The sequence below is a fragment of the Sphingobacterium phlebotomi genome, assembly GCF_008180195.1.
Lineage (GTDB): Bacteria > Bacteroidota > Bacteroidia > Sphingobacteriales > Sphingobacteriaceae > Sphingobacterium > Sphingobacterium phlebotomi.
The window spans coordinates 158443-170490 of sequence record NZ_VTAV01000004.1 but is presented as its reverse complement, the minus strand read 5'-3'; the positions used below and the strand labels follow the sequence as shown (position 1 = coordinate 170490).

General features: G+C 40.2%; 11 protein-coding genes. 3 read left to right on the top strand and 8 right to left on the bottom strand.

Features of this window, described 5'->3' with window-relative positions:
• Positions 1 to 285: 285 nt before the first annotated feature.
• Complete coding sequence (bioB, locus tag FXV77_RS08750; protein ID WP_148918838.1) at positions 286 to 1248, bottom strand: biotin synthase BioB; 963 nt, start codon at positions 1246 to 1248, stop codon at positions 286 to 288.
• A gap of 155 nt (positions 1249 to 1403) precedes the next feature.
• On the opposite strand from bioB, the gene FXV77_RS08745 reads away from it, so the two are divergent.
• The 3 genes from FXV77_RS08745 to FXV77_RS08735 are packed head-to-tail and all read left to right on the top strand — an operon-like array spanning position 1404 to position 3726.
• Positions 1404 to 2261, top strand: a complete 858-nt coding sequence (locus FXV77_RS08745) for a DMT family transporter (protein WP_148918837.1) — start codon at positions 1404 to 1406, stop codon at positions 2259 to 2261.
• Positions 2258 to 2875: an IMPACT family protein gene (locus FXV77_RS08740; RefSeq protein ID WP_148918836.1), complete on the top strand. Its 618-nt coding sequence runs from the start codon at positions 2258 to 2260 to the stop codon at positions 2873 to 2875. Before FXV77_RS08745 ends, FXV77_RS08740 begins: the two co-directional genes overlap by 4 nt.
• Entirely contained in the window at positions 2872 to 3726 is an 855-nt protein-coding gene (locus tag FXV77_RS08735) for a nucleoside phosphorylase (RefSeq protein WP_148918835.1), read from the top strand. Before FXV77_RS08740 ends, FXV77_RS08735 begins: the two co-directional genes overlap by 4 nt.
• Before the next feature lie 10 nt (positions 3727 to 3736).
• On the opposite strand, the gene FXV77_RS08730 is transcribed toward FXV77_RS08735, so the two are convergent.
• The 7 genes from FXV77_RS08730 to FXV77_RS08700 all read right to left on the bottom strand — a co-directional run bounded on the left by FXV77_RS08730 (position 3737) and on the right by FXV77_RS08700 (position 12027).
• Positions 3737 to 4432, bottom strand: a complete 696-nt coding sequence (locus FXV77_RS08730; RefSeq protein ID WP_148918834.1) for a hypothetical protein — start codon at positions 4430 to 4432, stop codon at positions 3737 to 3739.
• 109 nt (positions 4433 to 4541) lie between these two features.
• Complete coding sequence (rodA, locus tag FXV77_RS08725; protein ID WP_394344140.1) at positions 4542 to 5804, bottom strand: rod shape-determining protein RodA; 1263 nt, start codon at positions 5802 to 5804, stop codon at positions 4542 to 4544.
• Position 5805: 1 nt separating this feature from the next.
• Positions 5806 to 7776, bottom strand: a complete 1971-nt coding sequence (gene mrdA / locus FXV77_RS08720) for a penicillin-binding protein 2 (RefSeq protein WP_148918832.1) — start codon at positions 7774 to 7776, stop codon at positions 5806 to 5808.
• 18 nt (positions 7777 to 7794) lie between these two features.
• The gene (locus FXV77_RS08715) at positions 7795 to 8322 is read right to left on the bottom strand and encodes a rod shape-determining protein MreD (protein ID WP_148918831.1); all 528 of its coding nucleotides are present in this window, start codon (positions 8320 to 8322) and stop codon (positions 7795 to 7797) included.
• Positions 8315 to 9151 carry a rod shape-determining protein MreC gene (gene mreC, locus FXV77_RS08710; protein ID WP_148918830.1) on the bottom strand — a complete coding sequence of 279 codons (837 nt, stop codon included), beginning with the start codon at positions 9149 to 9151 and terminating at the stop codon, positions 8315 to 8317. The genes FXV77_RS08715 and mreC overlap by 8 nt, the downstream gene beginning before the upstream one ends.
• A 95-nt stretch (positions 9152 to 9246) precedes the next feature.
• Positions 9247 to 10269, bottom strand: a complete 1023-nt coding sequence (locus tag FXV77_RS08705; protein WP_105716189.1) for a rod shape-determining protein — start codon at positions 10267 to 10269, stop codon at positions 9247 to 9249.
• Positions 10270 to 10368: 99 nt separating this feature from the next.
• Positions 10369 to 12027: a M1 family metallopeptidase gene (locus FXV77_RS08700; protein WP_148918829.1), complete on the bottom strand. Its 1659-nt coding sequence runs from the start codon at positions 12025 to 12027 to the stop codon at positions 10369 to 10371.
• Positions 12028 to 12048: the final 21 nt, after the last annotated feature.

Here is a 12048-nt window from a genome sequence, read left to right as displayed (position 1 = left end):
TTATATTATATATGCAAAATAAATTTAAAAATAATTTCTTTTTATGATTGTTTTATTGGTGAAATAATAATGTTTTTTTTGATAAAATTATACTGATTTTTTGTTTGTAAAAACGATATAATTTTAAATGTTATAATTTTTTTAATTATTTGTATATAAGTATTTTGTGTTTATAATTTATGTTTTATGATGTTTTTTTATGTTAAAAAAAATACAATTTTTTAACGTAAATTCGTTAAAAAAATAGTAACATTTTCATGTTAAAATAATGTGTTAAATTTGCTTTTATAAGAGTTTTAAACCTAAATTTTGAAGCATTTGTAAGTCTTCCGATATGCCAGGGTTTGGTGTAACAAGCAATGTTTCCCGTTCGCCGGAGAAAATAGAATTAGCGCCAGCCATAAAACACCACGCTTGTTCCGGTTCTGTCATATCCATACGCCCCGCGCTTAACCTGATCATAGTGTCAGGCATTGCAATCCTTGCTGTAGCGACCATTCGTACCATGTCCCATATATCCGCCTTTGGATTGTTTTGAAGTGGGGTTCCTTTTACTCTCGCCAAGGCGTTGATGGGTACAGATTCCGGATGTTTCTCCATATTAGCCAAGGTTAACAGCATAGAAATTCTATCTTCTTTGGATTCTCCTAGGCCGATAATTCCTCCGGAACACACGGTGATGCCTGCTTTTCTGACATTATTGATGGTGTTAATGCGATTATCGAACTTACGAGTAGAGATGATCTTTTCATAATATTCCGCAGATGTGTCCAGGTTATGGTTATAGGCATATAATCCGGCTTCCTTTAATCGCTTCGCTTGGTTTTCGGTGAGCATACCGAGCGTGCAACATACTTCCAGACCGAGTTTGTTTACACCTTTAACCATTTCGATGATGCTGTCAAAATCTCTATTGTCACGTACTTCGCGCCATGCCGCTGCCATGCAAAAACGGGAAGATCCGTTTTCTTTAGCTTTCTTTGCGTGTGCTAGTACGGTTTCCTTGGGTAATAAATCTTGCACCTTGATATCCGTGTGATAGCGAGCAGCCTGACCACAATAGGAACAATCTTCTGGGCAACCGCCCGTTTTTACCGACAAAAGGGTTGACAGTTGTATTTCGTCGGCTTTGTGCCAAGCACGATGAATGCCTGCTGCTTCATACACAAGCTGTAAGAGTGGTTTGTTATAAATAGCTAATAAATCTTCTTTTGTCCAATCGTGACGTAATTCTTCTCGGTTTGTCATATTTAGCCTGTTTTTGCACAAAAGTAACCTCTTGCGCAAGGGAGAGGGATACCGGTTCACAATTGGATTCTAGTCCGGTTTGGAGAAGACTGTATAATTTCATTCCTTTGTCGGCGTGAGGAATAGCGTAATTTATTAAGTTTGGGATCTTTTCTATGTTATACGTATTAATTAGTGTTATTTGCAGCGTCACGGTGTCGATTGTTATTAAACTGGCTAAACAACGTGGCATACAGCACCTCCATCTTATTGTTTGGAATTACCCCGTGGCTGCGTTGGCAACTTTATTGTTTCTAAAACCGAAAATGGCTACTGTGCCTCTAAGTACATTACCTTGGGAGTTATACGTATCATTAGCTGTCCTTTTACCGACGATATTTTTGTGCATCGCTTATGCTATTCAATACAGTGGCATCGTCAAAACGGAGATTGCACAACGCCTTTCGTTATTTATACCTTTGTCGGCTGCATTTTTCATTTTTCATGAAGCGATAGGTGTGTCTAAATTGGCAGGTATAGCCGTGGGGATTGTGGCTATCCTGTGTTCCATCGGTTGGAAAAAAGGCGGTGTAACCAAAGGCAATGGAACCTGGGGTTATGCCGTGGCTGTGTTTTTTGGAATGGGAATTATTGATATTCTATTTAAAAAAGTGGCGCTCTATCGAGAGGTACCATATGCTTATTCGATGTTGTTGGTATTTATTTTGGCAATAGTGGTCTCTTTCCTCTTGCTCACTTACCGTATTTCAGTCAAAAAAGAACGTATACAATTTAAATCTGTAATTTGGGGAATCCTTTTGGGATTGTTTAACTTTGGCAATATTCTGTTCTACATGAAAGCACATCAGGCATTATCTAATAGCCCATCTGTTGTGTTTACTGGAATGAACATCGGTGTCATTTTGCTGGGAGCAATTGTTGGTGTCGGTTTTTTTGGTGAACGGTTGACTCGGTTGAACAAGATAGGATTGGTATTAGCTGTTATTTCCGTTTTAATTATTGCTTATCTGTGAGTTTGTTTGAAGATACATATTTAACTATTGAAGAACCAAGTGAAGGTTTGTTTAGAGATAAAGGAAGCAAGTTCATCGCTTATGCTTATCCTATTAAGGAGGAAGCGACCCTCAAAGATATTATTGTTGAATTAAAGACGCTCCATCCTAAAGCCCGGCACCATTGTTGGGCATATCGCCTGACCCCGGATCGTTCTGTGTTCCGGTTAAACGACGATGGAGAGCCTTCTGGAACAGCAGGCCGCCCTATATTAAATACCCTATTATCAAAAGATGTGACTAATGTACTTGTCGTTGTAGTACGCTACTTCGGCGGTACACTATTGGGTGTCCCGGGTTTGATAAACGCCTATAAAACAGCTACGCAAGAAGCACTGGACGCGGCCAAGATAATAGAGAAGACCGTGAACGACGTTTATAGAATCACTTTTGATTATTTGCAGATGAATGATGTGATGCGCTTGGTTAAAGAAGAAAATTTGCCTATTTTAAAACAAGAATTCGATAACAACTGTTCTATGGATGTTGAGGTGAGGAAGCTACTAGTTAACCAAGTTGTCCGGAAACTCGACAAGTTAGATGGTATTCAATATGCATATCTTCATACTTTATGATCGCTGATTCAGAACTTATACTTAATGCCGACGGCAGTATTTATCACCTTAATTTGTTGCCAGAAGATTTGGCTTCCACTATTATTTTTGTGGGTGATCCTGATCGAGTGGGGGAGGTATCCTGTTATTTCGATCGAATCGATGTAAAAAAAGGAAAGCGTGAGTTCATTACCCATACAGGTGTATTGCGGAATAAACGTATTTCAGTGATTTCTACGGGGATTGGTACGGATAATATTGATATCGTTTTCAATGAAATTGATGCATTGGTCAATATCGACTTTGCAACACGTACACTTAAAGAACAACTAACCAGTCTCGATATCATCCGTATTGGCACTTCTGGCTCCATCCAAGGCAACATCCGGATGGGCACCATCTTGGCTAGCGAGTATGCAATCGGTTTTGATGCCTTGATGCAGTATTATGTGAAAAATTATTCTGAAGAAGAGAAAGACATACAATTTACCGTAATAAACCATTTTGGTACGTTGGGTTTTACCCCTTACATTGGTAGTGCTAGTAAAAGGCTCCTCGATCAGATAGCCGGCGAGCTTCCTAAAGGAATAACAATGACCGCGCCGGGATTCTATGGGCCGCAAGGCCGGTCCATGCGAACAAGAAATGTATATCCTGACCTAATACAAAAAGCAAATGCATTTCAGCAGCAGGGAAGATCTATTACTAATCTGGAAATGGAAACGGCAGGTATTTATGCTTTAGCGAATATGTTTGGACACCACGCGCTTTCTATTAACGCGATTCTTGCGAGCAGACTACATGATGCTTTTGCAGATAATCCGAAAGAGATTATAGACAGGGCTATACGGTTTGTGCTGGAAAGAATATAGAACAACGGTGTTATTCCTCTTTTTTTAATTTATCTCTTAGTAGTTGATCTATTACTTCGACACGACGATAAATAACTTGAGTCGTTTCAACCAAGCTTTTGTATTTGTCAAATATCTCCCTAGCTAATGCTGTGTAATGAAAGAAAAGCTCTTCTACTTTTCCGTATTCTTCTAAAAATGCTTGGTGATCGTCGTCTAATGATACCGTATGGACGGATACCTCCTCATAGCGTGGGTATACCTCATCGAGCGCATTGAAATATTCAGGATCAATCACCGCGTCATCTTCGTAAATGTTTTCTATATCGCGATTATAGATCTCCGTCAGACCGACCACTTTTTCATAGAGGTTTTGTATATCCACGTTGTGTTTGTCGCAAACAGCGAAAAATGTTCCGATATCGATGGTGATTTCACCGTCAAAAAGTTCTTTGTCCTCCAATTCCGTAACACCGAGCCAATCTTCTAATATTTCCAGTTCTTGCTCGATACCTAAACGGCGAAAAGATAGGTCTTCAATGATATCATCTACCGCTTTTAGTTCGGCTTCTATTTTTGATACATGTTCTTTAATTTTCCATGTCTTATCATGTGCCTCATAATAGGATTGCAACGCTTTCTGTTCAAATGGAGGTGGCGTTATTTCGTCATCAAAATCGAGTGTAATATTTTTTAAAGGGTGTTCTTTAACAATTGTTTTAATCATGTCATGTTCTGCTGTACCGTGTGTTAAAGTTATTGAATTTATTTAAGAAACAGAAGCCGATCTCACTGTACGGCGTAAACAGACTTGGCACAATCGGTTCTTTTTAGGATTACCCATTCAATCCCTTACGACTTGAATCAAATCGCAATAAAATAAACAAGAGAATAGTAAAACTCCATAAAGAAGAACCACCGTAACTGATGAAGGGTAGTGGGATGCCGATAACGGGAACTATGCCAATCGTCATCCCGATATTGATAAAGAAATGGAAAAATAGGATAGAGGCGACGCCATAGGCATAAATGCGTGCAAAGGCTGTCCGTTGGCGCTCCGCGATGTTGACTAAACGGAGTAACAGTGTAAGATATATAGCTATAAGTAGGGTAGAGCCTACAAATCCCCATTCTTCGCCAATGGTACAGAAAATAAAATCGGTACTTTGCTCCGGAACAAATTTGTATTTGGTTTGTGTTCCTTGAAGAAACCCCTTACCCAGTAACTGTCCGGAGCCGATGGCTATCTTGGATTGATTGAGGTTATATCCTGTTCCTCGTGGATCGTCTATTTTTCCCAAAATAATATCAATCCGATCACGTTGATGCGATTGTAAAACATGTTCGTAGGCATAATCTACACAAAGTACATACACACTGCATGCAAGGAAAAGTACACCAACGTTGATAATATATTTGCGTTTTTTCCGCAGGGAATAAATCAGCAACCCGGCAATCACCGCCAAGATGCCAATAATTACCCATTGATTGACCAAAAGCGCCAATATAAATAAAAGAATGGCCAGACCGCCTAGCAATAAGAGTGTGTTCCCGACATAACCTTCTCGATAAAAGACAAAAATCAAGGCGAAGAACGCAAGCGCAGAACCGGTGTCGGGTTGGAGCATAACCAATGCGACCGGTAGTAGGACAATCAAAGCTCCAATAAGTAGTGTTTTTGTACTAGGGTTTTTATTGGTTTGTGAGCTAAGATAGGAAGCAAGTAGTAAACAAGTGGCCAGTTTACCAAATTCGGATGGTTGCAAACGAAAACTTCCCAGTGGTATCCAAGCCTGATTCCCACCGACATTCCGACCAATAATCAGTACCAATATCAACAGAAAAATGACTGCGATATAGATCAGTGGGGAGGCTGAAATAAAAAATTTGGCATCAATGATCAAGATACTGAAGCCAATAATCAAGGCCGTGAAAATATAAATTGATTGCTTACCATAATTTGTCGTTACGCTAAAAATGCTTGGCTGCTCTGGATCGTAAACGGCAGCATAGATATTAAACCAGCCAATCAGACAGAGGGCAAGCCACAACAAAATAGTGAACCAGTCAATACGCCCAAAAAAACTTTTCTCTCCCATTTTATTGATGCCCCTTTCTTATCTGACTGTGATGTACATAGCGTTCACGCCCCGATGCCGTAGCCTGCGCTCCTTGCGTACTAGATTGTTCAGTTGGCTTCTTGCCATTTGAGGTGCTAGTGTTCACCTCTTCCTTTTTTACCTTCGGTTTAGGAAGGAAATTAGCATTAAAGATGCGGTCTTGCTCGTATTTTGACAGAGAAATAGTATCCTTGATGTATTTTTCGACGAGCATGTTGACTATCGGACCAGCCCAAGTACCGCCATATCCCGCATTTTCTACAAACACCGCGATAGCTATTTTCGGGTTTTCGCGTGGGGCAAAAGCAAAAAATACAGCGTGGTTTTCACCATGTGGATTCTGCACAGTTCCCGTTTTACCGCACATTTCCATATCTGGAACGCGTACTCTGTATCCCGTTCCGCCCGGAACATTCACGGCGCGGCTCATCCCTTCGATAACCGGTTCATAGTATTGAGCGTCTACGCCGGCGCTTATTTTTTCCTTATACTCATCTTTTACTATACCTTTTTCACCAATTGCCTTAACAAGATGCGGGCGATAATAAAAACCACGATTGGCAACGATAGCCATGATGTTGGCCATTTGCAATGGCGTAATGCCCATTTCACCTTGACCGATAGACAAGGAGATATTAAAACTGGAACGCCATTTCTCATTGCCGTAGCGTTTGGTATAAAAGTCGGAAGTAGGGATTAAACCTGGTTTTTCACCCGGGAGGTCTATGCCTAAAGTATGGCCTAAACCAAATTTACCCAATGCTTCGCGCCAAAGATCGTACGCCTTTGGTCCAGACAGACCGCGTGAGTCGATCATCCGCGCATAGGTATATCCGTAATAGGTGTTACAAGATGTCTGTATCGACTTCACTAAACTCGTAGCACCGTCTACGTGGGTGCATCGCATAATAGCACGCCCACCGCCATAGCGGTATCCGCCGGGGCAATAGAAGATGGTTTTATCATCGATAACACCTGCTTGCTGTGCCGTTAGCGCGGCGACCACTTTAAAAACCGACCCGGGAGGATAGGAGGCTTGGATAGGACGAATAAACATGGGGCGATTCTCGTCCCGTAAGAGTTTCATATAGTTATTGCCGCGTTGTCTTCCCACCATCATATTAGGGTCGTAGGACGGTGCACTGACAAAAGTTAGGATTTCCCCTGTAGCAGGCTCAATAGCAACGACGGAACCCATTTTGTTTTTCATGAGCTTTTCGGCCAACACTTGCAGATCATGGTCAATGGTGGAGACCAAACCGTCTCCGGCCACTGCTAGCGTGTCATACTTGCCTTCCATAAAAGAACCTTTGGGCCTGTTAAGAGCATCTACCATTTGATTCTTTACACCACGCTGTCCCCGTAAAAGCTCTTCATAGGAGCGTTCGATACCGCTCGCCCCAATATAATCACCCGGTCGATAAAAGCCTTCGGAGCGTTCAATATCTTTGTCATTTACCTCCTGTATATATCCCAAAAGTTGCGGAGCAATGCTATCCGGGTAACTTCTGACTGTCCGGTTCTGTACATAGAATCCACGAAATTTATACAGGTGCTCTTGCAACTGCGCATAGGTCGCTGCAGATAATTGCTTTTCAAATATGGAAGGGCGGTAAGGGGAATGTGTACGAGCTTTATTCATCCTTGTTAGGAATCCCTCACGGTCAATATCGATAAGCTGACATAAAAGTGCCGTATCGATTTCTTTCGCTTCGATAGGAGTTACCAACAAGTCGTATACCGGCTCGTTTTGTACCAAAACTTTTCCATTTCGGTCATATACTACACCTCTTGCTGGATATACGACAACTTTACGTAAAACATTATTATTAGCTGATAGTAAGTAAGATTTGTCAATAACTTGGATATAAAAAAGGCGAATCACTATAACGATCGCTATAGTGATGAAAATCCCCTGAATAACAAATTTACGAGCGAAAAAACTATTCATGAACGTGAAGCCCTTATTTTAAATGCTACCAATACGTGACTTTCTTTTATAAACCAGCAAGCTCATCAACAAGATGATACAAGTTGTAAATATACTACTTAAAATAGTACTTGCTAGCGTATACAGAAAATTAGAGAACGTAAATGTTTCTATAAGAAAAAGAATGAAATGATGTACGAATGTACCAAAAAATACATACGATAGGAACCATTTAGTGCCCATGACACCCAGAGAAGGTGTGTTAAAAGATTCTTTCAGTTCGACTTCTATGGTGATTTTATGAAAAAATATACGGAATAGGGCCAACGCAACACATGCGGCGGCATGTACGCCGACAGAATCATAAAAAGCATCTATCGTTAGTCCTGTTATAAAAGAAACGAGAAACAGTAATAAATTTGGCAATCCAATTGGTAAAAGAAAGATAAAGAAGATATATGGATAGGTAGTCGCTACATTGTAATAGCCAATATTTTTAAATAACGCTACCTGTAACAGTACCATGATAGTAAATCGGACAATATTTATGATGATTATTCTACCCATTGTCTTGGTTGTCAGCTTCTAATTCTTCTTTTTCTTTAATCAATAAATCTTTTACCACATATACATGATGTAAATTGCTGAAATTTGTAGATAGTTCTATCTTTAAGTCTAAAAAGCTCTCGCCAGATGTTATCCCGGTCTCCACGATTTTTCCCACTTGAATGCCCGCCGGAAATAACGAAAAGCCAGAAGTATACACTTTTTCACCTTGCTTGACTTGAACATGATTCGGGATATCTCTTACCATTCCATAACGGGGATCTATGCTACTTCCCCAAACCAATGAACCTATTACTTCAGAGCTGTCCAACGTAACAGAAATTCTGGTGTCAGGATGTAATAATGACTGTACCGAACTGAAATGAGAAGAGGTTTGAAGCACGACGCCGACCACCCCGTTGGAGGTAATAACACCCATACCTTTCTCTATACCATCCGCCGATCCTTTGTCGAGTGTAATGTAATTATTCTTTCTATGGACACTGTTGTTGGCAACGTTTGCTACAATAAAAGCATATCGGCCCTGTTCAATAGAGTCTACAATATGTACTGTATCAGCAGAAGTATCAGCCTGGAGTAAGTTTTGGATCTGTTGCCTTAACATCATGTTTTCAGCTGCCAGTTCCTCATTCGTTTCATTTAACGATAGATAGCTTTTCCAAGAATTCACCTGTTCATAATACGAACCAATAATAACATTGGACGAATTGATAAAAGAAGAACGCTGGAAGTTATTATTACGCACAACTAGGATAATGGATATTACAAAAAAGAGAATAAACCAAAATATAGCATTATATCTAATCAGAAATAGCCAAAGGTTTCTCATGTGTTTTGGTCTCTATTATTTAGCTGCCAACAAATACGCGATATAAACGACTAAGTTCGTCCATATCGCGTATATATCAATGAATTATAATGCTTTTACTGCATTAAAAATTTAAATCTTCCGATATTTTTCAACGCTATTCCTGTGCCTCTCACTACTGCGCGTAGCGGATCTTCAGCAACATGTACCGGAAGTTTCGTTTTCGCTTGTATACGTTTGTCCAAACCCCGTAATAGAGCACCTCCTCCTGTGAGGTATATACCTGTTTGGTATATATCCGCTGATAGTTCGGGAGGTGTAATTTCCAAAGCTTTTAGGATAGCCTCCTCAATTTTAGAGATGGATTTGTCCAGACAATGTGCTATTTCGGTGTATGATACGGTAATCTGTTTCGGAATCCCTGTCATGAGATCACGACCCTGTACGGCGAAATCCGCAGGTGGATCGGTGAGCTCGGGAAGAGCTGCGCCCACTTCGATTTTGATTTTCTCCGCTGTACGTTCTCCGATCATGATATTATGTTGACGACGAATATATTGTACAATGTCGGAATCAAAATTGTCTCCCGCTACACGGATAGATTGGTCGCAAACGATACCAGAAAGCGCAATAACGGCTATTTCTGTCGTTCCACCACCGATATCGATGATCATGTTACCAACAGGCTCTTCGACATCGATACCGATACCGACTGCCGCCGCCATGGGTTCGTGAATCAAGTAGACCTCCTTGGCTCCAGCAATTTCCGCTGAATCTCGTACAGCGCGTTTTTCTACTTCGGTAATACCTGAAGGAATACAAACTACCATCCTCAAAGATGGAAAGAACCAGGACTTACCTTTGTTCACTAACTTTACCATCCCGCGAATCAAATGCTCGGCAGCTGTAAAATCAGCTATAACACCATCGCGTAAGGGCCTTACTGTTTTTATATTATCGTGGGTCTTCCCCTCCATTTGCATCGCTTGTCTTCCGATAGCAATCACCTTGTTGGTGGTTCGATCAAAGGCAACGATAGAAGGCTCGTCCACTACTACTTTGTCATTATGTATAATTAGGGTGTTTGCTGTCCCTAAATCGATAGCAACTTCTTGCGTAAACCAGTTAAATAACCCCATGAAGTATATATTATCTTGTTTTCAAATTTAAATGCAAACCTAAGTAAAAAAAATGGTTTTATCCATCTGTTGTCTACGAAAAAATGTGACTTTTTACCGCTATATTCCATGCCGTAAAATCCCTATGTAATAATTAAATGTATCAATCTCCAACTCATCTATACTGTCTATTTCTATAGGTAAAGCATGCAAGGTAGAATCAACCTCATATCGTGTTTTGGGTTGTCCTTTTTTTCCAATGTGGACGGACATCTTAAAGTCGGGTGTTTCGGCAATCCAGCGACAACGTGTTTTTCCATCTTCCTGCTGTTTAACTTCAAGTACAGGGATACTTTTGCGTTGTACATACTGTTCAAATACCGTACTAAAGTCGATACCTGATTTGTTGTTGATATAATGCAAAACATCGTCGTAATCCACTGTCTGATGATAAAACTCACTGTTTAAACCACGAAGAATAGAACGCCAGATTTCATCATCATCAATAATGGTTCGGATCATATTATGCAAGACACCACCTTTTAGATACATATCACCCGAACCTTCTTTGTTAACTCCATAAGGACCTTGTAAAGGTTTATCGTTTAAAATGCCCTGTCGGTTACCGTTAACGTAAGCTTGGCTTGCTTCTTTTCCATAATGGTAATCAATGAAGAGTGCTTCGGAATAATTGGTGAAGCTTTCGTGTATCCACATATCGGCCAGATCCTTAGCAGTGATGTTGTTACCAAACCATTCATGACCCGATTCGTGGACGATAATGAAATCCCATTTTAATCCCCATCCAGTGCTAGAGTTATCTTGCCCCAGATACCCGTCTTGAAATTTGTTTCCATAAGCAATGGCACTTTGATGTTCCATACCCAAATGGGCAGTTTCTACCAATTTATAGCCGTCTTCATAAAAAGGATAAGGTCCAAACCAGTGTTCGAAAGCCTCCAGTGTTTGTTTCGTATTTCTTTGTAAATGCTTGATTTTGTTTTTGTTTTCTTTCAGTACATAGTAGTCGATGGAAAGTGGTCCTTTTTCCCCGTCATATTTTTCCGTCATATGTGCATAATCTCCGATATTCAATGCGACATTGTAATTGTTTATTGGATTGCGCACTTTCCAATGGTATTTGGTGTAATGTTTGTCCAGTTTTTCGGTCTTTACTAATCTGCCGTTAGAGACATTCATGACTTCGTTTGGAACGGCAACGGAAATCAACATACTATCTGCCTCGTCTGATTGGTGGTCTTTATTTGGCCACCATACGCTGGCACCTAAACCTTGACAAGCAGTAGCCACCCAGGGTTTTCCTGTACTGTCTTTTTTCCAATCAAAACCGCCATCCCACGGTGCACGGGTAGCGGCAATAGGTGTACCGGAATAATGGACTTTGAAAGAGTCGATCTTTCCTTTCTGGACGATGTTAGGAAAATCTACAAAAACAGCATTGTAAGACCGTCTAAAAGGTATTTCTCTTCCTTGGTATTCGACACGATCTACCGAAAGGTTTTCAAAAAGATCAAATTGTAATCTTTTAAAATCTTCAACAGATTCAAATTTAAAGAGATTACTTCCTGATATAAAGCGATTGTTTATATCTACTTTGATGTCGAGATGGTAATATTTGATATCATAGCATGTCCGAAAAGGTGTCAGTGTGCCTCGAAGAGAATCTGCTTTGTTGAATATTTCTTTAGCTTTCATTAACTGTGCTTTCGATCCGTTGCTGGCCATAAAAAATAGTAGAAGAAGTAAAGCGTATCGCATGTTTGGTTTCATTAATGATAA

Coding starts and splice junctions, on each gene's coding strand:
- FXV77_RS08735 (WP_148918835.1), top strand. CDS start 2,872: ATGATCGCTGATTCAGAACTTATACTTAATGCCGACGGCAGTATTTAT.
- FXV77_RS08745 (WP_148918837.1), top strand. CDS start 1,404: ATGTTATACGTATTAATTAGTGTTATTTGCAGCGTCACGGTGTCGATT.
- FXV77_RS08705 (WP_105716189.1), bottom strand. CDS start 10,269: ATGGGGTTATTTAACTGGTTTACGCAAGAAGTTGCTATCGATTTAGGG.
- FXV77_RS08730 (WP_148918834.1), bottom strand. CDS start 4,432: ATGATTAAAACAATTGTTAAAGAACACCCTTTAAAAAATATTACACTC.
- mrdA (WP_148918832.1), bottom strand. CDS start 7,776: ATGAATAGTTTTTTCGCTCGTAAATTTGTTATTCAGGGGATTTTCATC.
- FXV77_RS08700 (WP_148918829.1), bottom strand. CDS start 12,027: ATGCGATACGCTTTACTTCTTCTACTATTTTTTATGGCCAGCAACGGA.
- rodA (WP_394344140.1), bottom strand. CDS start 5,804: ATGGGAGAGAAAAGTTTTTTTGGGCGTATTGACTGGTTCACTATTTTG.
- bioB (WP_148918838.1), bottom strand. CDS start 1,248: ATGACAAACCGAGAAGAATTACGTCACGATTGGACAAAAGAAGATTTA.
- mreC (WP_148918830.1), bottom strand. CDS start 9,151: ATGAGAAACCTTTGGCTATTTCTGATTAGATATAATGCTATATTTTGG.
- FXV77_RS08715 (WP_148918831.1), bottom strand. CDS start 8,322: ATGGGTAGAATAATCATCATAAATATTGTCCGATTTACTATCATGGTA.